The 22,133-nt window shown below is 45.8% G+C and carries 17 protein-coding genes, 1 rRNA gene and 2 pseudogenes; 13 read left to right on the top strand and 7 right to left on the bottom strand.

The window, feature by feature from the left end:
* The 4 genes from rrf to NI464_RS09665 all read left to right on the top strand — a co-directional run.
* Positions 1-79, top strand: a 5S ribosomal RNA gene (gene rrf / locus NI464_RS15955); the annotation flags it as partial.
* A gap of 152 nt (positions 80-231) precedes the next feature.
* A complete protein-coding gene (locus NI464_RS09675) occupies positions 232-1,425 on the top strand; it encodes an MFS transporter (protein WP_253138253.1) in 1,194 nt (397 codons plus the stop codon).
* A gap of 222 nt (positions 1,426-1,647) precedes the next feature.
* A complete protein-coding gene (locus tag NI464_RS09670) occupies positions 1,648-4,056 on the top strand; it encodes a YgiQ family radical SAM protein (RefSeq protein ID WP_004644879.1) in 2,409 nt (802 codons plus the stop codon).
* A 398-nt stretch (positions 4,057-4,454) separates the two neighbouring features.
* The gene (locus NI464_RS09665; protein ID WP_004732580.1) at positions 4,455-5,003 is read left to right on the top strand and encodes a DUF2726 domain-containing protein; all 549 of its coding nucleotides are present in this window, start codon (positions 4,455-4,457) and stop codon (positions 5,001-5,003) included.
* A gap of 54 nt (positions 5,004-5,057) precedes the next feature.
* On the opposite strand, the gene NI464_RS09660 is transcribed toward NI464_RS09665, so the two are convergent.
* Positions 5,058-5,414, bottom strand: coding sequence for a RidA family protein (locus NI464_RS09660; RefSeq protein ID WP_004644882.1), 357 nt, complete (start codon positions 5,412-5,414; stop codon positions 5,058-5,060).
* 1 nt (position 5,415) lies between these two features.
* A pseudogene (shiA, locus tag NI464_RS09655) lies at positions 5,416-6,713 on the bottom strand (shikimate transporter).
* A gap of 15 nt (positions 6,714-6,728) precedes the next feature.
* Here shiA and NI464_RS15880 point away from each other — a divergent pair.
* Entirely contained in the window at positions 6,729-6,857 is a 129-nt protein-coding gene (locus NI464_RS15880) for a hypothetical protein (RefSeq protein WP_004644884.1), read from the top strand.
* A gap of 78 nt (positions 6,858-6,935) precedes the next feature.
* On the opposite strand, the gene dinB is transcribed toward NI464_RS15880, so the two are convergent.
* From dinB to mdtD, 4 genes are all read right to left on the bottom strand, one after another.
* The gene (gene dinB, locus NI464_RS09650) at positions 6,936-7,991 is read right to left on the bottom strand and encodes a DNA polymerase IV (protein WP_253138252.1); all 1,056 of its coding nucleotides are present in this window, start codon (positions 7,989-7,991) and stop codon (positions 6,936-6,938) included.
* Between the two features lie 20 nt (positions 7,992-8,011).
* Positions 8,012-9,028 (bottom strand): MBL fold metallo-hydrolase, encoded by a 1,017-nt coding sequence (locus NI464_RS09645; RefSeq protein WP_253138251.1) that lies wholly within the window; start codon positions 9,026-9,028, stop codon positions 8,012-8,014.
* A 53-nt stretch (positions 9,029-9,081) separates the two neighbouring features.
* Positions 9,082-9,861, bottom strand: a complete 780-nt coding sequence (locus tag NI464_RS09640) for a glycoside hydrolase family 25 protein (RefSeq protein WP_253138250.1) — start codon at positions 9,859-9,861, stop codon at positions 9,082-9,084.
* Between the two features lie 66 nt (positions 9,862-9,927).
* Complete coding sequence (gene mdtD, locus NI464_RS09635; protein ID WP_005249647.1) at positions 9,928-11,319, bottom strand: multidrug transporter subunit MdtD; 1,392 nt, start codon at positions 11,317-11,319, stop codon at positions 9,928-9,930.
* Positions 11,320-11,496: 177 nt separating this feature from the next.
* On the opposite strand from mdtD, the gene NI464_RS09630 reads away from it, so the two are divergent.
* On the top strand, positions 11,497-13,314 hold the full coding sequence (locus NI464_RS09630; RefSeq protein WP_420914107.1) for a choice-of-anchor I family protein: 1,818 nt from the start codon (positions 11,497-11,499) through the stop codon (positions 13,312-13,314).
* 153 nt (positions 13,315-13,467) lie between these two features.
* A complete protein-coding gene (locus NI464_RS09625; protein ID WP_004281025.1) occupies positions 13,468-14,442 on the top strand; it encodes a hypothetical protein in 975 nt (324 codons plus the stop codon).
* A gap of 65 nt (positions 14,443-14,507) precedes the next feature.
* On the opposite strand, the gene NI464_RS09620 is transcribed toward NI464_RS09625, so the two are convergent.
* Positions 14,508-15,128 carry an LOG family protein gene (locus NI464_RS09620; RefSeq protein WP_004281026.1) on the bottom strand — a complete coding sequence of 207 codons (621 nt, stop codon included), beginning with the start codon at positions 15,126-15,128 and terminating at the stop codon, positions 14,508-14,510.
* A 332-nt stretch (positions 15,129-15,460) separates the two neighbouring features.
* On the opposite strand from NI464_RS09620, the gene NI464_RS09615 reads away from it, so the two are divergent.
* From NI464_RS09615 to parC, 6 genes and pseudogenes are all read left to right on the top strand, one after another.
* Positions 15,461-17,038, top strand: coding sequence for a TerC family protein (locus tag NI464_RS09615; RefSeq protein ID WP_253138249.1), 1,578 nt, complete (start codon positions 15,461-15,463; stop codon positions 17,036-17,038).
* 73 nt (positions 17,039-17,111) lie between these two features.
* The gene (locus NI464_RS09610; RefSeq protein WP_253138248.1) at positions 17,112-17,519 is read left to right on the top strand and encodes a YchJ family protein; all 408 of its coding nucleotides are present in this window, start codon (positions 17,112-17,114) and stop codon (positions 17,517-17,519) included.
* 3 nt (positions 17,520-17,522) lie between these two features.
* Positions 17,523-17,576: pseudogene (locus NI464_RS15950) on the top strand (SEC-C metal-binding domain-containing protein); the annotation flags it as partial.
* A gap of 61 nt (positions 17,577-17,637) precedes the next feature.
* Positions 17,638-18,282, top strand: a complete 645-nt coding sequence (locus NI464_RS09605; RefSeq protein ID WP_004644893.1) for a trimeric intracellular cation channel family protein — start codon at positions 17,638-17,640, stop codon at positions 18,280-18,282.
* A 129-nt stretch (positions 18,283-18,411) separates the two neighbouring features.
* Positions 18,412-19,731, top strand: coding sequence for a niacin transporter NiaP (gene niaP / locus NI464_RS09600; protein WP_004281032.1), 1,320 nt, complete (start codon positions 18,412-18,414; stop codon positions 19,729-19,731).
* A gap of 165 nt (positions 19,732-19,896) precedes the next feature.
* On the top strand, positions 19,897-22,116 hold the full coding sequence (gene parC / locus NI464_RS09595; protein WP_253138247.1) for a DNA topoisomerase IV subunit A: 2,220 nt from the start codon (positions 19,897-19,899) through the stop codon (positions 22,114-22,116).
* The last annotated feature ends 17 nt before the right edge of the window (positions 22,117-22,133 follow it).

The raw sequence follows: 22,133 nt of genomic DNA, 5'->3' as shown, positions 1-22,133 counted from the left end.
TTCCCGAACTCAGAAGTGAAACCTCTTAGCGCTGATGGTAGTGTGGGGTTACCCATGTGAGAGTAAGTCATCGCCAGCTCATTATTCGAAACACCCCCGACCATAAGGCCGGGGGTGTTTTCTTATGCGTGGAATTTAGTCAAATAAATGTTATTTATGTGCTATTTCGACTGAAACATCACATAAAAATAAAATTGAGAGGCGTATACTGAACCGGTCTATGGAGCGGATATGTCCTCAAATTCATCTTCAAGTCATATTGAATATGGCTCTTCTGCTTTTAAAGCAGTGCTTTTTTCCTTATTTCTTGCTGGCTTTGCCATTTTTTCATCGCTGTATTGCGTACAGCCCATGATGCCGATTCTGGCCGATTATTTCCAGGTCAGCCCGACGCAAAGCAGTTTCCCTTTATCTTTTTCTACTATTGCCTTGGCAGTTGGCCTGATTTTTACTGGACTAATATCAGACCGATTTGGTCGTAAGCCGATTATGGTCTGGTCTCTATTTTCAGTCTCAGTATTATTACTATTAAGTGCAATATTGCCGATCTGGTCCGTGTTTTTGACCACACGAGTAATGATTGGATTGACAGTCAGTGGTGTCGCAGCAGTCGCGATGACTTATATCGGGGAAGAAATTGCAGAAAAAGATATCGGTTTTGCCATGGGCTTATATATTTCTGGCACAGCGATAGGTGGTATGGGCGGGCGTTTAATTGCCGGAGTTTTAGTTGATTTTATCTCTTGGCAATCTGCTACTTTGTTGATTGGTATTTTAAATCTCTGTATTGCAGGCTTATTTTATTACCTATTACCCGCTTCGCAACATTTTAAAGCCTATCCAATCAAGCTGAATCGTTTTAAAAACTCATTTAGGCAGAATCTTGCTGATCCGAAACTTCGGGTTTTATTCCTGCAAGGTTTTATCTTGATGGGCTGCTTTGTCTCGGTATTTAATTATCTGAGTTATCGCTTGATCCAAGCGCCATTTGAGCTATCTCATGTCTGGATTGGTGTGATTTCGATTACTTATTTGGCCGGTATTTATAGCTCCCCTCGAGCAGCATACTGGGGACGGCATTATGGCAAATTCAGAATATTGGTAGCCATGATTCTGATGATGCTTGCGGGCTTGACGCTGATGCTGATCAATCAGTTGGTTATTGTTTTTATTGGATTGCTGATTTTTACTTTTTCTTTTTTTGCTGCCCATTCGACCGCCAGTAGCTGGGTGTCGATCCAGTCGTTACAGTATCGGGCAGTCGGTTCGTCGCTGTATTTATTTTGCTATTATCTGGGTTCAAGTGTGTTGGGGAGCTCAAGCGGATTGGTATGGGAAAATTATGGCTGGATAGGATTAACTGTGTTTATTACCACGTTATTACTAGTGGGTTTGGCATTCAGTTTAAAACTCCGTTCTAATTAGAGACTCTGTCCAGTCTTTCAACCTAATAAATCAGATCAATTTCTTTTTTGATATATTTAAACTTTAGATTCAAGTGACAAATAGAGCGTGATTCAGTTAGTCTCTGATTTTGTATAAATTATAATCAAGCAAGCTAGGGCCGATTCATGGTAAAATAATCGGCTTTCATCTTTGATCTTATTTTTAGATCTCCTATCATCTGCCAGCCGAGAATTGCTAGCCATGTCTACTGCTTATACCATGCAGACTGCGCCAAAAGCGTTGTTTGATTACGACAAATATTGGGCGTCTTGTTTTGACCCTGCGCCATTTTTGCCGATGTCACGCGAGGAAATGGATCAACTCGGCTGGGACAGCTGTGATTTTATTTTAGTTTGTGGTGATGCTTATATCGATCATCCGTCTTTCTGTTCAGGCATTATTGGTCGTACGCTAGAAGCACAAGGCTTCCGTGTCGGTATTATTGCACAGCCAGACTGGACCAGCGTGGATGCGTTCCGCGTTTTAGGTAAACCGAATATTGCCTGGGGTGTGACTGCAGGGAATATGGATTCCATGATCAACCGTTATACGGCTGACCGTAAAATCCGTTCTGATGATGCCTATTCACCAGACAATCAGCCAAACAAACGTCCAGACCGTGCGGCAACCGTGTATTGCCAGCGTGTCCGTGAAGCTTATCCGGATGTACCGGTATTATTGGGCGGTATTGAAGCATCATTACGTCGTATTGCGCATTATGACTACTGGTCAGACAAAGTGCGTCGTTCGGTGTTGATGGATTCAAAGGCCGATCTTTTGATGTACGGTAATGGCGAACGCTCAATCACTGAAATTATGCATCGTCTGGCACGTGGCGAGAAAATTCACGAGATTACTGATGTTCGCGGTACTGCGTTCATTGTGAATAAACACAACCGTGCCTCTAAAGCCAAATTTGTTGAAATTGCATCGAATGATGTCGATGCCATTGGCCGTGTTGATCCAATTATTAACCCGTATGTCATGACTGAAGATATCGAGGGTTGTGAGATTGAACAAGGCAAGGATTCTAGTCAGTACCAAGGTTTCCAAAAAGAACATGTCGCCAATCCGATTGTGCGAGCAGGGGATGACTTAGATCCTGATACGCAAATTGTGCAACTGCAACCGGCTTCTAAAGCGATTAAACATAAGTTACCGCCGCGCGAATTGGCCGTAATCCGTTTGCCTGCTTTTGAAGAAGTTGCTGCAGATCCAGTGCTCTATGCACATGCCAACCGTATTCTACATCTGGAAACCAATCCGGGGAATGCGCGTGCCATGGTGCAAAAGCATGGTGAACGTGATGTCTGGTTGAATGCACCGCCAATTCCGTTGACTACGGAAGAGATGGACTATGTGTTTGACCTGCCTTATGCACGTCTGCCGCATCCTGCGTATGGCAATGCCCGTTTCCCTGCGTTTGACATGATCAAATTCTCTGTGAACATCATGCGTGGCTGTTTCGGTGGCTGTACTTTCTGTTCGATTACGGAACATGAAGGTCGTATTATTCAGAACCGTTCTGAAGAATCGATTCTGCGTGAAGTGGAAAAAATCCGTGATACGGCTCCAGGCTTTACTGGCATTATCTCGGACCTGGGTGGCCCAACAGCCAATATGTACCGTCTGGCATGTAAAGATCCTGAGATTGAAAAGAACTGTCGTAAACCGTCATGTGTATTCCCGGGCGTGTGCCAAAACCTGCATACCGACCATGCGCCATTGACGCAGTTATATCGTAAAGCACGTTCTTTACCAGGCATTAAAAAAATTCTGATTGGTTCAGGCCTACGTTATGACCTTGCGGTTTTAAACCCTGAATATGTCAAAGAACTTGTCACCCATCATGTCGGTGGTTACTTAAAAATTGCGCCTGAACATACCGAGAAAGGTCCACTCAATAAAATGATGAAGCCGGGTATTGGTACCTATGACCGCTTCAAGCAAATGTTTGATCGTTACAGTAAAGAAGCCGGTAAGGAACAATACTTGATTCCTTACTTCATCGCGGCGCATCCGGGCACCACCGATTACGACATGATGAATCTGGCGATTTGGTTGAAGAAGAATGGTTTCCGTGCCGATCAGGTACAGACCTTCTATCCTTCACCAATGGCGACTGCAACTACTATGTACTACACTGGTAAAAACCCGCTGGCGAAAGTGGCGCGTTATACTGAAAATGTCGACATTGTGAAAGGTGAGAAGCGTCGTCGTTTGCACAAAGCTTTCTTGCGTTATCATGATTCAAACAACTGGCCGTTATTGCGTGAAGCCCTGAAAGAAATGGGTCGTCAGGATTTGATTGGTAACTCGAAACAGCATTTGATTCCGACTTATCAGCCTGTAGGCAGTGCAGACGGTCAGTATCAATCGGCGCGTAAGAAAAACTCGACGGTTGCCGGTGATTCGCAAAAACGTACTGGTGAGCAAGGGAATCGTAGCAAGGCTGCACAAGCTCAGTCTCGTCCTTCAAATACCAAGAAGCGTCCTGAACGTGGGCAAATTCTGACCCAGCACACAGGTTTGCCGCCGCGTGAAACAGGCGATGCCAAAAAACCGTTTGGTGGGCCAAAGCCTAAAGCGAAGCCCAAATCACGTGCATAATTAAGTTAATAAAAAGACACTTCGGTGTCTTTTTTTAGCTCTTGGGTAAAGTAACGTAGCCTGAGCTTGTTCGTTGAAAGTGTAAAAGAATATATTATTTGCGTTAAGTTCTTTAAAAAAGTGATATAAAAATAACACTTTGTCGGAATTGTCCTACAGTTGGGCAGATATGTATTGCGATCAATTCCATGGATGTTTTAGAGTGCATTATCAGTACTTTAAATCCACTTTCATTGGCATCCAGAGAGATGTCACTTTAGGTAACACAGAATCGAGTTTTGATACCAGTTGTATGGGTATTTAAACAGATTGGTTGTTAGCTCTATTTAAAATAAAGCGTGGGTTTATACTGCACAACAATAAAACAAAAATGATTATAAGAATGCAAGGATTTAGGCATGACCACCTATATTATGATTGGGAGTTTCCTGCTCTTCTGTGTCGTGCTCATGGCATGGAAAAAGCTCGGAAATAATTCCAAACCACAAGACAGCGCGTTAAAGCAGCGTGCTATTTTTAACCTGAATGAGCAATTGACCTTCACTCGCCTGAGAGAAGTATTACCTGAATACATTATTCTGGCACATGTTTCCTATGATGCCTTAATGACGACTAAATTTAACCGGACTCGACATAAGTACCGCAACCTGACTGCAGATTTTGTAATTCTGGATCAGCAGCACCAGATTCTAGCCGTGGTGGGAGTGGATGACCCATTAATTTTGAAGCGTCCCCAACAGACGGGTTTTCAGGATGCATTACTAACCATGGCCGGTTATCGGGTGATTCGCTACGATGATGTGCCAGAATATTATCAGTTGCGCCAGGACTTCTTACAGGAGCAAGCGCAAATGCAGAAAATGCCCAAATATACAGTTAGCAATGATCTGAAAAAATATTATTTATATTCGGATTTAGAGCGCAGTAAAATCAAAGCAGTCGGTTAAAACAAAAAAGCATGCCAGAAGCATGCTTTTTTTATGAATATCGATCTTGAACCATTATTCTGGTTTAACCGCCACGACGGTCAGCTCGACCAATACCCGTGGATCATAGAGTTTTGCTTCGACACAGGTACGAGGCAGGGCTTCGATATCAGCGACCCAGGCATCCCAGACTTCATTGAAGGCTGCATAATCCTTTTCAATATCTTTCAAATAGATAGTTACCGACATGATGTGACTTTTGTCTGTGCCGGCATCTGCCAGAAACTGGTCAATAGTATCTAAAGTCTGTTGGGTTTGCCCTTTAATATCCAGTTCAACATCTGTGGCGAGCTGGCCGGCGAGATGTACCAGATTACCGGCAATGGCAATTTCCGAAAAGCGTTTCGATACGTGTAAACGTTCAACTGTCATGTTATTCATCCTGAGTTTTGGGCATCAGGGCTGCGACCAATGCAGTCAGCAGACAACCCACCGCCAGATAGATGGCTACATAATGCCATGAACCATCTGCCCAAATCACCAGTGCCGCTGCAATAAATGGGGTAAATCCACCCCCAATGATACTCGCCACCTGATAACCAACTCCGGCACCGCTGTAGCGGTATTCGGTGCCAAACAGTGAGGTGAAAATCGGTTGATGGACACTGACCACCATATCGTGTGCGACGTTCGCCAGTAAAATTGCCCCGACAATGATCATCCAGGTGTTTTGTGCATCGAGTGCCATAAAGAATGGAAAAGCCGAAAGCGCACCAATCAAACCGCCCCAGACACACATTTTCTGATGATTGAATTTATCCGCCAGCCAGGCAAAGAAGGGAATACTGAAACAGCTGATGGCACCGACCATCAGCGTGATATTCAGGAAGAACTGTTTGTCCATGCCCAAGTTAGTGGTGGAATAGTTCAGGGCAAAGTTGGTGACCAGATACATGGTCAGCAATTCAGTCAGACGTAAAGCAATGATATAGAAGAAAGCTTTAGGATGTTTGCTAATGGCCTGCAAGATCGGCAGTTTTTCTGGCTGATGGTCTGCTTTCACCACCTTTTCCACAAACTCTTGAGATTCATCCTGATCACGGCGGATCCACATCGCCACAGCTAACAGTACGATGCTGGCCAGAAAGGGAATACGCCATGCCCACTCGGCAAAGGCTTCTTCACCCAGTGTCGCAATAATAATCGACACTGCACCGGTGGCCAATACCAAGCCAACACCATAGCCGACCTGAACGCCACTGCTATAAAAGGCTTTTTTACCCTTGGGTGCATTTTCAACTGCCATCAGAGCTGCGCCGCCCCATTCACCACCCACGGCAAAGCCTTGCAAGGCACGGCAAAACACCAACAGCACCGGAGCCCACCAGCCAATTGCTTCAAAATTTGGCAGCAGACCAATCCCGACCGTGGAAATTCCCATCAGGATTACCGTAAGTACCAGCATTTTTTTACGGCCGAGCTTGTCACCAAAGTGACCAAATACCACACCACCTAAAGGACGAAACAGGAAGCCGACCCCAAAGGTGGCCAGAGCCGCAAGGGTACCCATGTTCTCGCCAATACTGGGAAAAACTGATCTTTAAAAATTAAGGCTGCAACAATGCCATAAAGGAGAAAATCATACCAATCGACAACAGCACCAACAAAACTAGACAGCGCAGCTTTACGTGCGCGTTGTTCTTGAACAACAGAAGAATTTACAGAAGATATGCAGGAGGGGATTCCATGAGTTACATCAGAGTTGCCCTGCAATATTCGGATTTGATCGTCACGCTAATCACAGGACATCATGCTGAAAGTAAAGGTGATTTTCAGCATCTCGGCACATACATGGATAATGCATTGCGCAGATAGAGTACTCTAAAAAATCAAAATGTAAAAACAAAGTTGCCGTATTTTTAAACTGATGCCTAAAACATGATCAAAAAAGGTTTAGAGTAGCAATAACTGGGTTTCAGTTTCGGGGACGCTGAGCTGATACACGCCGACGCCGATCAGCCGAAATTGCATCTGCGGAGCAATATGCAGGTCGTCGAGCAGTAAGTCCAAGGCTTGGGCTAATTCCTGTGGGCTACGCAGCACCTGTTTAAAACTTTTACTGTGTTGCATCACCTGAAAATTCTTGAGTTTTAATTTGACCGTAACGCCGCGAGCAGAAAGCTGTTTTTTTTGCAGGCTTTGCCATACTTGTCCAAGTAAAGGCTCCCAATAGGGGCGACATTGGTTCAGATGCAGGTCATCATCAAAAGTGGTTTCTTTGGAAATTTGCTGGCGTTCCCGTTCCACTTCGACCGGTCGTTCATCAATGCCTTGAGCATACAAAAATAGCCGCCGGCCATATTTGCCAAAATGCTGAATCAGCAAGGCTTCATCAATTTGATGTAAATCGCCTAAAGTTTCTAGATTCAGGCTTTTCAGTTTTTCCTGAGTGACTTTTCCCACGCCGGGAATTTTTTTCAGTGGCAAATCCTGGATAAAATGCTGTACCTGCGAAGGTTTAATCACACAGATGCCATTCGGTTTGTGCCAGTCCGAAGCAATTTTAGCGAGAAACTTGTTGGGCGCTACACCAGCAGAAGCGGTTAATCCGGTGGCTTGAAAAATATCCTCACGAATCTGCATGGCGACTTCAGTAGCACTTGGAATTTGTTTTAAATTCTCTGTGACATCCAGAAAGGCTTCATCTAGAGACAGTGGTTCAATCAGGGAAGTATATTGCTGGAAGATCTGATGAATCTGTGCAGATACCTGCCGGTATTTGGCAAAATCCGGCTCAATCACGATGACCTGAGGACAGAGTTTGCGCGCCTGTCCCATGGACATGGCAGAACGCAGGCCATAAACCCGTGCCGGATAAGAGGCAGCCGCGACCACTGCCCGAGGATGATGCGAAGCAATCACCACAGGTGAGTCTTTCAGTTCTGGACGTTCACGCAGCTCTACCGAGGCATAAAACGCATCCATATCAATATGAATAATTTTGTGCATGTTCGCTATCTTAAGGGGCTTTAATCGGATTGGGAAGCGAAGGCTGAGTTGAGTAAATAGGGCTGCGGTTCGCTGAGCAGGACGACTTTTGTCCCTTGTGTCTCGGCAGCCTGAATCAGAAGATTCAAACTTTTTGGGGTGTCATCGGCAAGACGAGGTAAAAATTGCAGTGGCTGCTTTAAAGGCTGAAAAAAATCATCCCAATGTATCGGAATCACCACTTTAGGCTTGAGCATATTCAGGGTTTCAGCCAGATATTGCTGCTGATAGGAATCGGATTGTCTGGAAGGCTGGGCAATGCCTAAAAATAAAGTATCGACCTGTAGGTTTTTAAATTGATCCGGGATAAATCCGGTACTGGCCTTGACCAGAATTTTATATCCCACATGCTCAATCAGGTAATCGAAACTGCCACCTTCCTTAAATTCGGAAAATTTAGCCGGAAGGGTGAAAGGCTGCAGCAGCTCTTCGCCTAAATCATCATTTACCGCTGTAGGCGGGGTATGTTGTGAGGGAATGGCAGTGATCTGGAAATGGCCCCATTGCTGTATTTGCCAAGGCTTAACCAGCTGTAATTGCTGTGGAGTAACTTTGGGATTTGCCCGGGCGATATTCAGTGTGCTCGGTGAACCGACGATAGCAGTTTTGGGAAGCATCTCCAGTAAGGCCGGTATATCCAGAACATGATCATAATGCGAGTGACTGACCAGAATGGCTTGGGTTCGGCTCAATTCATGGTGTTGCACCAGTTGTTCAATGAGTAGCCTGTCACTTTGAATAGGGCGGTTAAGTACTTGCCACAAAGATGGCCGGCCAAAGAAACCATCGATCAGGATCTGATCGTGGCCATCATCGAGTAACAGGGTGGACACACCAAAAAATTTGACTGTAAGCCCGTGAACGGATATACCGGTTTGCGGCTGCCGCGCTTTAAAGTCACTAACCTTGCCCGAAGCTTGCAACAGATAAGCCAGCATACCCGCGATGAGTAGGAGTAGAATCACCAGACCGAGTAAAACGCCTTTTATCCATTTCAATCTTTTTATTTCCTTGTTGTTTTTATAAAGAACTTGTTTTCAGGCGATCAGCTTTATTTCGCTTTATTCTCAGATGAAGTTACTACAATCGCATTCTTTTTGAGAAAATCCAGCCATTGCTGTTCTGAGCCATAAAAAACATTCAGGTCTACCGGTGTGGTAATACCGGGAATTTTCCCCTGACTGGTATGTTGCCAAAACGTCCATTTAGGCTGATCTTTTAAATCAGGCAGACCTTTGTATTCACGTACCCAGAGTGGTACGTTAGGAAAGTGTCCTGCCAGTACAATATTATAAAAAGCTTTAGAAATATAGAAAATCGGCTGCTTGCCATAATGCTTTTTCAGGGCATCGTGCATCACCTGAATTTCGTTTAAAAGCTGCTCTTTAGAATAGGTATTGATGCATTTGCTGTCATATTCCAGATCAATTACTGGCGGTAAGGCATCCGGTTTATTGGGAACAGCGTCAATAAAGTTCTGTGCCTGAATGCTGCCATCGCGGCAGAGGCGGTAGAAATGATAGGCACCGACCAAAAAGCCATGTTCACGTGCTTTCAACCAATTTTCCTGAAAACGGGTATCTTTAAAGTCGCCGCCTTCAGTGGCTTTCAGATAAACAAAACGGTATTTTTCAGGCGAAATCTGCTGCCACTGAATCTCTTTTTGATGATGCGATACATCAAAACCCTGAATAGGATAATCGGCTGCATGGGCAGACGGTGCTTTCATCAGGCAGAGATAGACCATGGCGATCGTGATCACAGTGATCAGTATGCCCAGCCCAATCAAGAGCGATTTATGAACTCTGTTCGGAGCCTGATTTTTTTGCATTTTCAGTCCTTGCCTATATGTGATTTAGCCTAAAACTTACAATCAGCCCAAAGTGAATATAGCGCATCAAACCGGGGTATTTTTAGGAATATGCCAGAAAATATAGGCCGCAATAATATTGATGCAGCCTAAACAGATCAGTGATACATGAAAAGCAGCCACCAGATTGTCAGCGCCGTAATAGGCACTCAGCATGTTCACCAGTGTTCCTGCCAGTGCCACCCCGATACTCATTGACAGCATCATGATCATCGACAGGAAACTGTTGCCGCTACTGGCATCCTGCTGGCTTAAGTCCTTTAAGGTCAGGGTATTCATCGACACGAATTGCAGTGAATTTAAAATGCCGAAGATAAAGAAATGAATCGCACGGAGCCAGATTGGGGTTTCCGCCGTGGTCAGGGCAAAACTGGCAATACATAGACCTACCAGTAAGGTATTGACCAGCAAGACCCGACGGTAGCCAAAACGCTGAATGATGTTGCGGATAATCGGTTTGGAGGCCAGCGAACCAAGCACAGTCGGAATCATCAATAAACCGGTAATAAAAGGTTCGAAACCGAAAGCCACCTGCAACATCAGCGGCAGTAAAAACGGAATCGAGTTACCGCCGAGACGGGCAAAGAAATTACCCAAAATACCAATCGCATAAATTTTATTTTTAAACAGCCGGCTGCGAAACAGGGCATTGCTATGCGTATGCGAATGATAGGCATAAACCAGGGTGGCCAATAAACCGGCTAGAATCAGGCTCAGGCTCCACCACAGCGAGTTTTGTGGACTGGCAAAATTTTCAATTCCCAGACAGAGGCCCACCATGGCCACGACCAGCAAGATAAAGCCCCAATAATCAAAGCGAGCGACTGTAGGTTCAAGTACATTCGGCATGGCCTTAAAGGTAATCAGTGCGCCCAGCAAGCCAATCGGCAAATTGATCAGGAAAATCCAATGCCAGGACAGATATTCGACCATCCAGCCACCTAGGGTCGGCCCAATTAAAGGACCAATCAGGCCGGCCAGACTCATCAGGCTCATGGCGGCCAGAAACTGGGTACGGGGAATGATCTTCAGCATCGCCAAACGGCCGACCGGCAGCAATAATGCACCACCGATCCCTTGAAAGATCCGGTACACCAATAATTCATTCAGGCTACTTGACCAGGCACAGCCCAAAGAGGCCAAAGAGAAAATAATAATCGCAGCAAAATAGGTATTTCTGACCCCGAACCGGTCTGCCAGCCAGCCACTTAAGGGAATGCAGGCCGCCACAGACAGCACATAAGCCACGACCACACTGTGCATGCGTAGCGGATCTTCCTGCAAATTTTGGGCAATTGCAGGTAAGGCGGTATTAATAATGGTGGTATCCAGCCCCTGCATGAAAAAGCCAATAGAGACCAACAAGACCAACAGTCTGAACTCGGGATCTAAGGCTTGATGCGTAGGCGTGGCATTCATAATTCTGGAAAACTGAAAATTTTGAATAGTTTAAAGGAATCAGCCGAGTCTGTCGTATATAAAGCGTTTCAACTTTTATGCGGTGTTGTGTCAAGGAACTGCAACCGATCTGTCATGGCACTGCAATGCTCTGGTTATAAATTGGTCACGAATTCTTCATGATAGATCAACAAAAAAATGAAATTAAAATTAAAGTCATTGATAGTGGCCATGCTGGCTGTGGGGATGGTGGCATGTGGAAGTGAGAATGAAAATGAAACGCCGGTTCCAATCGTTGAGGCTACACCGAACTCGATCGAGTTAAGCAAATTAGCCGCTTATGAATCGGGTGTGTTTGCGCAAAGTGCAGCAGAAATTCCGGCCTTTGATGCCGAGAGTCAACGCCTATTCGTGGTCAATGCCAAAGAAGGCGTATTAGATGTACTGGATTTAAGTCGACCTGATCAGCCGAAAAAAATAACATCTATCACGGTCGATGACATTGCGCCAGAGGCTGAGGTCAACAGTGTCGCGGTACATAATGGCATTGTCGCCATTGCGATTCAGGCTGCTGTGAAAACCGATCCTGGCTATGTGGCCTTATATCAGGCCAAAGACCTGAGCAAGTTGGCCCACGTACAGGTGGGTGCCTTGCCGGACATGCTGACTTTCACACCGGATGGTCAAAGCTTGCTGGTGGCCAATGAAGGCGAGCCTTCTGATGATTATCAGGTCGATCCAGAAGGTTCAGTGTCTGTCATTAGTCTGGCCAATTTAAAAGCCCCGATCGTTCGTACAGCAGACTTTAAGGCCTTGAATGGACGGGAAGCAGCATTGCGTGAACAGGGCATCCGCATTTTCGGACCAAAGGCCAGCGCAGCTCAGGATTTTGAACCTGAGTACATTACTGTTTCAAAAGATGGAAAAACCGCCTGGGTTGCCTTACAAGAAAACAATGCCTTGGCCAAAATTGATGTGGCTTCTGCCAAGGTACTCGCTGTTTATCCATTTGGCTTCAAAGATCATGGCATGAAGGGTCATGGCATGGATGTCAGCGATGCGGATGGTGTCGACGGTAAAGGCAAAATCAATATTCAAACTTGGGCCAATGTCCGTGGCTTATATATGCCAGATGCGATTGCAAGTTTCGAGGTCGCGGGCAAAACCTATATTGTGTCTGCCAATGAAGGCGATGCCCGTGCCTGGGGTGAAAACAATCCTGCATATTTCAATAACGATACCAGCCAGGGCTTTGTAGAAGAATGGCGGGTGAAACACTTGGTCCATGCCAAAGGTTTTGACCGCCGTTTGGGTGATGATTTACCAGCCCATCTTCGGGTATTGGCCAAAGGTGCAGAACTCAATCCGGCTAACTTTGCCTACTGCGGTGCTATTGCAGGGGATGCCAAAGACTGCCGTGAAGATCATCTGCTTGGTCGGTTAAATATTAGTTGGACCGAAGGCTATCAAAAAAATGCCGATGGTACAGCCAAACTGAATGAACGGGGCAATCTGGTCTATGATCATTTATATAGCTTTGGTACCCGCTCGGTCAGTATCTGGGTGGAAAATGATCAGCAGACCGGTTTAGAACTGGTATGGGATTCGGGCGATCAATTTGAGCAGTATATTGCCAAACATCATCCTGAAATTTTCAACTTTAATCATGAAGAAGCCGGACTGGATAATCGCAGTGACAATAAAGGGCCGGAACCTGAAGGGGTGACCTTGGGGCAGATTGGCCAAAAAACCTTTGCCTTTATTGGGCTGGAGCGTGTCGGTGGCATCATGGTCTATGATGTGTCTACACCTGCATCACCAGTCTTCGTGCAATATATTAATTCACGTGATTTTAAAGCGACTACAGCGCAGATTGAAATGGGACAAGCCGGTGATTTAGGACCGGAAGGTTTGGTATTTATCCCCGCCAAAGACTCCCCGAATAAGAAACCCCTCCTGGTGGTCGGCCATGAAGTCAGTGGCAGTACCACGATTTATCAAGTAAATCTCAAGTAGTCAAAAGCTTTTAAATTCAGGGCACTTCGGTGCGCTTTTTTGTAAGGTGACCATATATATGACAGTCTTGTCATTAAAATGAAATAAAACCGTCATAATCTTGGGCCAACTTTTCAGCACTGCTGAAATCTCCTCGCGTATAGGTTTGTTTTTATGACAATCGAGATTTTGATGGTGATCGGCTTCTGTTTGGCCGCTTACTCTATTGTCGGAAATGATGTACCTCAAACCTTAGGGACATTTATTTCTTCGAATTCACATCGCCCATGGTGGGTATTGTGGATTTATATCAGCTCAATTTTAATTGTCGTATTGGTCTATGGTTGGTATGCATCTGGGGTGGGTGATGCCTCATACGGTCGTTTAGAAACGATTCCTTTCCCTGAAGGTGGCATTACCTGGCTGTACATTGTGCCGCCAATTCTGCTGTTGATGCTGACCAAATACGGGATTCCAGTCAGTACCACTTTCCTGGTGCTTACGATTTTTTCTCCCGCCAGCTTAGGCTCGATGATGGTCAAATCGATGATGGGCTATGCGGTGGCCTTTGTGGTGGCGATTGTCATCTATCGTTTTGTGGTCAAGCAGCTGGCACGCCATTTTGCCAAGACACGTCATCAGGAACACTCCAAGGTCTGGATGGGCTTGCAGTGGGTATCTACCGGTTTCCTGTGGAGCCAATGGCTGATTCAGGATCTGGCCAACATCTTCGTGTATGTGCCGCGTCAGGTACCGTTTGAATTCCTGATGTTTGCGATTGCGGTATTCGTAGTGTTGCTGGGCGTGATTCTGTATCAACGTGGTGGGGCCATCCAGAAAATTGTCGATACCAAAACCGGTGTGACCGACATTCGTGCTGCGACGATTATCGACTTCCTGTATGCCATTATCCTGTTGATCTTCAAAGAGTGGAGCAATATTCCAATGAGTACCACTTGGGTATTCCTGGGATTACTTGCAGGTCGTGAATTTGCCATGTCGATGATTCTGGATGAAGTCAATAAACATCGTACGTCACGCAATGTCAGTGCAGATGCCATGAAACTGATGTTCGGTCTGGCTATGTCGGTCATTCTGGCAACGACTTTGCCGATGTTTTATGAGTTTGTGACGAATTATGGTCAATAAGACCTGATATTAAAAATCCAATAAAAAAGCGAGCTAGGTGCTCGCTTTTTTATTGCTTGAGAAGCTTAGACTACAAATCTTTGCGGATGGCCTAAATTGGTTAAAGTCGTATAAATTTCTTCTTCGTGTTCACAAATGATCAGTTTGGCACGATGCTGTGGCGGTAAAAAACCATCTTCAACGGCGCGGTCCAGCTGCGCAATCAAGGCATCATAGAAGCCATTCACGTTATAGAGCATCATCGGTTTCTGGTGCTGGTTTAGCTGACCCCAAGTGGCAATTTCCAGAATTTCCTCAAACGTGCCCAGTCCACCCGGTAATGCCACAAAGGCACAGGCCCGCTCGGCCATCATAGCCTTGCGTTGATGCATGCTGGTCACCACATGTAATTCGGTGAGCTGGTTATGGGCAATTTCATAATCCAGCATAAATTCAGGAATCACCCCTACAGCTTCACCGCCATGCTGGATCATGGCATCCGCGACCTGTCCCATCAAGCCAATACTGGCGCCACCGTAAACCAGCCCGAAACCATGTTCTGCCAGTCCTTGCGAGAGATGAATGGCTTTTTCTAAATAAACCGGTTTGTTGCCTGCACGTGAACCACAATAGAGAGCCACTAGAGGGCGTGTTGTTTTTGGGGAGTTTTCTTTAAAATAATCTGTCATTTGAATTACGCTTTGCATTTATTTTCTTCACCTTATCATTTTTCTTTCTTGTGACTATAGCTTAATTAATAAATATGACAATTCTGTGAGCAGGGACATTTTCACTGCAATAGGGCTCAGCAAAATTCATCGATAAACAGCTATGAAAACAGGTGAATTTCAAATTGATCTTGATATACTGAAAATTGGTTTCACAACAATAGAACGACGATGGGTAGTGGTAGTTGGCCGTTTAACTTTATAAATCTACGCCAAATAATTGATCTTATTCAATATAAAAAATTCTGTTTTGCTGTGTCACAGCGTCAGGTGATTCCATGCTGCAGTCCTGAGCTTCAGGAGCCAAGCGTATGATCTTTGAATGGATGTCAGACCCTTCAGCCTGGGTCGGTTTACTCACGTTGATTGTTCTTGAGATTGTACTCGGGATCGACAATCTGGTTTTCATTGCTATTTTGGCGGAGAAACTGCCACCAGAACAACGTAATACGGCGCGGATTGTCGGCTTGATGCTGGCCCTGCTGATGCGTTTGATCTTACTGGCCTCGATTGCCTGGGTAGTGACCCTCACTGATCCACTATTCCACATCTTTGATCATGCTTTCTCGGGCCGCGATCTGATTCTATTGTTTGGTGGGGTGTTCCTGCTGTTTAAAGGCACCATGGAACTGCATGAGCGTCTGGAAGCCAAACCCGTCATCAAAGAAGAAAATCCGGTCCATGCGGTATTCTGGATGGTGATTGTCCAGATCGTGGTGCTGGATGCCGTATTCTCATTAGACAGCGTGATTACTGCGGTTGGTATGGTCAAAGACCTGTCAGTGATGATGATTGCCGTGATTATTGCCATCGGGATTATGCTCTGGGCATCCAAAGCTCTGATGGATTTCGTCAACAGACATCCGACCGTAGTGATTCTGTGTCTGGGCTTCTTGATGATGATCGGTTTTTCACTGGTTGTAGAGGGCTTTGGTTTTCATATTCCGAAAGGCTATCTATATGCTGCGATTGGTTTCTCAGTCATTGTCGAATTTATCAACCAGACCATGAAACGCAATCAGGAAAAAATGGTGACCACCACCGACATGCGCTACCGTACTGCTTCAGCAGTGATGCGCATGCTCGGCGGCAAACCTGCTCAGGACAATGATTCTTCTGAGCCGGAAGATGTTCTGGCGACACGTGCCTTTGCTGATGAAGTCTTTAATGATGAAAACGGTATTTATCACAGTGTCATGGTGCAGGGGGTACTGGGTCTGTCGGAACGTCCGGTCAAGTCGGTGATGACGCCACGTCCTGAACTGGAATGGATTGATCTGGACAATGATGCCGACAGTATTAAAGAACAGTTATTGCAGATGAGCCATTCGCGTCTGATCGTGGCGCGTAGTGAACTCGATAATATTGCCGGGGTGGTACTGACTCATAAAGTCCTGAACGAATACATTGAAACCGGGGTGCTGGATTTTGAAAAGCACTTACGTGAACCGGTGATCGTGCATGAAAATGCCCAGGTCTTGATGGTGATGGAACAGTTGCGTCAGGCTCCATTGCAGATGGCAATTGTCCTGAATGAATATGGTTCAATTGAAGGGATTGCCACCCCAATTGATATTCTTGAAGCAATTGCCGGTGAATTCCCGGATGAAGATGAGTTGCAAGCCGCCGCGGAAAGCCTGGAAGATGGCAGCCTGATTCTGGATGGTTCCACCGATATTCGTCATGTTTCCTTGCTGCTGGATCGTGATCTGGTCAATGAAACCGAAGAATATTCGACTTTATCTGGTTATGTATTGTTCCATATGGCACGTTTACCACATAGCGGTGAAAAGTTTGAAGCAGATGGGCATATCTTTGAGGTAGTGACGATGGACGGTCATAAGATCGATAAAGTGCATATCATTCCGCAGCTTCCTGCACAGGACTAGATTCTAGCCAATGTTTGGCCTGTAAAGTTTGCTAAAATAGCCCGCATTGTCGGGCTATTTTTATGGAACTGAAATGTCAGAAGCATGTCCATGTGGACAAGGCGAATATCACAGTTGTTGTCAGCCACTGCATGTAGGGCAAAAGGTCGCAGAGACTGCACAGCAACTCATGCGTTCCCGTTACAGTGCCTTCGCCAAGCATGAAATCGATTACATCAAAACCACGACTGCGCTGGGTCAGCAACAAGCGCTGGACCTGCAGGCAATTAGTGAATGGAGTAAAGCCAATCAATGGTTAAAGCTTGAAATTGTTCAAGCCAATGAAAAACTAGATAAAAATCATGCCTTGGTCGAGTTTAAGGCACATTATCATGATGGCAAGCAGGCACAGGTGCATCATGAAGCTTCGCATTTTGTGAAGTTTGAAGGTCGCTGGTATTTTCTGGATCCGACTACAGACCATAACATCACCATGAAATAGGCCTGCATTTGTGGTTCGGGGAAAAAATTTAAGCAATGTTGTGCCGGATTCTTATAACTTTCACACAGATTTAGCTTAGAATAGCCGCCATCTCATAGCCTCAGGTGGAAGCAGGGCGATGTTACTGACCGTCATCTATATTATTGCAATTACCGCTGAAGCCATGACCGGGGCACTGTCCGCTGGCCGGCGCAGCATGGACTGGTTTGGCGTGATGATTATTGCCTGTGTCACGGCACTGGGCGGTGGTTCGGTCCGTGATGTTCTGCTCGGACATTATCCCTTGACTTGGGTCAAACATCCCGAATATCTGGTGCTGACCTGTTGCGCCGCCTTCGTCACCATCCTGATTGCCAAATGGATGCGACAGTTACGTAATGTCTTCCTGGTACTGGATGCCTTGGGGCTCATTGGCTTTACCATTATTGGCTGTCAGATTGCCCTGGAAATGGGACATGGTTTTGTGGTCAGCGCCGTTGCGGGTGTCTTGACCGGTGTGTCTGGCGGGATTTTGCGTGATATTTTATGTAATGACGTACCGCTGGTGTTCCGCCGTGAACTGTATGCCAGTATTGCCTTTGTTTCAGTGATCTTTTACTGGCTCTGTAGTCACTACGGCTTGTCGCAGGATCTGACCATTCTGTCTACCCTGATCTTTGGTTTTAGCTTACGTTTGATCGCCATCTATTTTGGTCTGGAAATGCCAAAATTCATTTATAAAGATGATGATGAGCACTCGGCATCTTCCAAAGACGAATCTTAATTTTTAAATGTATGAAGTGCGGCAATAAAAATAGCCGCATTCAACTCAATTCGTAGTATAAAAAATATAAAGCAGCCCACCTGTTGAGAAAGCAGCATCTCCCGTTCCACCTGATCAGAGATTTTTGTTATGGATTTAGTTTCTCGCATACAACGCTTACCGATTGGTAGGTTTCACTACACCTTGCTGGTGGTGATTGGACTGGGCTGGATGTTTGATGCGATGGATACCGGATTGATTTCCTTTATCCTGGCCAAAATGGCTGAAGACTGGCAGATGACTGCGGATCAAAAAAGCTGGGTAGTGTCGATCGGTTTTGTCGGCATGGCGATCGGGGCGATTTGTTCAGGTGGCCTGGCAGACCGTTTTGGCCGTAAAACAGTCTTTGCTGCGACTCTGGTCATTTATAGCTTGGCCACGGCAGCCTGCGCTTTTGCACCGAATCTGACTTGGCTACTAGTATTCCGTTTTATTGTCGGTTTAGGCTTGGGTGGTCAGTTACCCGTGGCCGTAACGCTGGTCAGTGAATATATTCCTGCACATGTGCGTGGCCGTTTTATTGTCTTGCTGGAAAGTTTTTGGGGGCTAGGCTGGCTGGTTGCGGCGCTGGTATCGCGCTTTGTTATTCCTGATTTTGGTTGGCAAACTGCTTTCATGATTGGTGGCCTGCCTGCGCTGTATGCCATTGTAATCTGGAAAATGGTACCGGAATCTATTCCATTCCTGATTAACCGTGGTCGTATAGAGGAAGCTTCGGCACTGGTCAAAAAGATTGAGCGTCAATGTGGCGTTCAAGTCTATGAAATTTTTGAAGTGAAACCCGTTGCAGAGAAGCAGAATATTTCATTTTCACAGTTATGGTCGGGTATTTTTGCACGCCGTACGCTTATGCTATGGCTGATCTGGTTCGGTATTATTTTCTCTTATTATGGCATTTTTACCTGGTTACCAAGTTTACTGGTCAAAGAAGGTTATAGCATTGTCCAGTCATTTGAATATGTGCTGATTATGATTCTGGCGCAGTTGCCCGGTTATCTGGTGGCGGCATGGCTGGTCGAAAAGCTGGGTCGTAAGCCGACTCTGGCCGGCTTTATCGGTATGTGCGCGATCTCGGCCTATTTCTTTGGCCAGTCGGGTAGTGTTACTGAAATCGTGATTTGGGGCTGTCTGATGTCCTTCTTTAATCTGGGTGCCTGGGGCGTGCTCTACACTTATACCCCGGAACAATATCCGACCAATATCCGTGCCTTTGGTTCAGGCTGGGCTGGTGCAGTAGGCCGGATTGGCGGTATCGCGGCACCTTTTGCAGTAACCCATCTGATGGGCATGCCAAACGGTTTCAGCTATGTCTTTACCATGTTTACGGCAGTTTTGGTCGCTGTCGCGATTGTGATTCTGGTCCTGGGTGAAGAAACCAAAGGCAAGACCCTGGAATCGATGGGCTTATAAAGGGAATGATTTTTTAGTTGCTTAGGGCCTATAAAGTGGATATTTTTAGGCCATAAGACACAAATTGTCGCGCTGAACGATTTGATGCCCTTGTGTCATCTACAGCCACGACTTAGCATAAGAAACATTGATACAAAAACGAATTATTTAGGACTATAGGTTGTTATGACAAGCCTTGCGCATCATGCGACAGAAAACCGCTCCGTAGCAGAATTTACCGAACAAGCTTATCTGAATTACGCCATGTACGTGATTATGGATCGGGCACTCCCTCATATTAGCGATGGCCTGAAACCGGTACAGCGCCGGATTGTCTATGCCATGAGTGAACTGGGCCTGAAATGGACCAGCAAACCGAAGAAATCGGCACGTACGGTCGGTGACGTACTGGGTAAATACCATCCGCATGGTGACTCGGCCTGTTATGAAGCCATGGTGCTGATGGCACAGCCCTTTAGTTATCGTTACCCGTTTATTGAAGGGCAGGGCAACTGGGGTTCACCAGATGATCCAAAGTCTTTCGCAGCGATGCGTTATACCGAAGCCAAGCTTTCCCAGTACAGTGAACTATTACTGTCTGAACTGGGACAGGGCACCTGTGAATGGCAGGACAACTTTGACGGTTCGATGAAAGAACCGGTGAACTTGCCGGCACGTGTACCGAACATCTTGCTGAATGGCACCACTGGTATTGCTGTCGGTATGGCCACAGACATTCCACCGCATAACCTGCGTGAAGTGGTCAAAGGGACGATTGCGCTAATTCGTAATCCGAACCTGACCGATGAAAAAATCGCAGAATATATTCCCGCGCCAGACTTGCCGACCAAAGCCGAAATTATCACCCCGCCTGCTGAACTGTTAAAAATTCAGACCACAGGTCGTGGCAGTTATCGCATGCGTGCGGTCTATAGCGTCGATAAAAACGAAATTATCATCACCGAACTGCCATATCAGGTCTCAGGCTCCAAAATCATCACCCAGATTGCCGATCAGATGCAGGCCAAAAAACTGCCACTGGTCAGTGATGTACGGGATGAATCGGATCATGCCAATCCAACCCGTTTAGTCATTGTTCTGCGTTCGAATCGTATTGATGCCGAATCGGTGATGAGTCACTTGTTTGCCACCACCGATCTGGAATCCAGTTATCGTGTCAATATGAACATGATTGGTGCCGATGGCCGTCCACAGGTGAAATCAATTCGTCGTATTTTGCTGGAATGGATTGAAATCCGTAAAACCACGGTAACACGCCGTCTGCAATATCATCTGAACAAGATCGAAAAACGCCTACATATTCTCGGCGGTCTGATCATTGCTTATCTGAATATTGACGAAGTGATTCAGATTATTCGTGAAGAAGATCAGCCAAAACCAGTTTTGATGCAGCGTTTTAATATTGACGAGATTCAGGCCGAAGCGATTCTAGAACTAAAATTGCGTCATTTAGCCAAGCTTGAAGAAATGGAAATGCGCCGTGAGCAGGAAGAACTGGAAGCAAAAGCGGCAGTAATTCGTGAACAACTGGCCAATCTAGAATCTTTAAAAAGCCTGATCATTTCTGAACTGAAAGACGATGCCAAGAAATTTGGTGATGATCGCCGTTCGCCAATCGTACAACGTGCCGAAGCTGCTGCAATTAATGAAACTGAAATGTTGCCGGCCGATCCGGTAACGGTGGTGTTATCAGAAGCTGGCTGGATTCGCTGTGCCAAAGGTCATGAAGTCGATGCAGAAAATCTGAATTTCCGTGCGGGTGATCAGTACTTGAGTCATGCACAGGGCAAATCCAATCAACGCGTTTATGTATTAGATGACACTGGCCGTAGCTATGCCTTGGCCATCAACACATTGCCATCCGCACGTGGTCTCGGTGAGCCGCTCAGTTCAAAACTGTCTCCTGGCAGTGGGGTGGGTTTTAAACAGGTTCTGGTGGCAGAGGATGAAACTGAAATTCTAGCGGCAAGTAATAAAGGTTATGGTTTTAAAACCCAGGCCAAGCAGCTGGATACCAGTGCCAAAGCGGGGAAAGCTTTCCTGAATTTATCTGAAGGGGCAGAGGTCATGAACCTGCAGCCACTCGATGATGCCACCCATGTTGCACTGCTCAGTTCAGCAGGACGCCTGTTGATTGTCGATTTAGCAGAATTACCTGTATTGAACAAAGGTAAAGGAAATAAATTGATACAACTTGAAGATAGTGATCAAATTTTGTCCATGACAATATTGAAGCTTGATGAAATAATTCAAGTGCTTGCAGGACAACAGCAGTTAAAATTAAAAGGGGATGATTTGCGCAAATATATCGGTAAGCGCGGTGCAAAAGGACAGCTTTTACCACGCGGATATCAAAAAGCAAATAAACTGTTGATTCAAAGATAAGACTAGCATCCATCCTG

Source organism: Acinetobacter lwoffii, assembly GCF_024129685.1.
GTDB lineage: Bacteria > Pseudomonadota > Gammaproteobacteria > Pseudomonadales > Moraxellaceae > Acinetobacter > Acinetobacter lwoffii_X.
The sequence above is the reverse complement of the archived record's forward strand: the minus strand, read 5'-3'. Positions and strand labels throughout refer to the sequence as shown.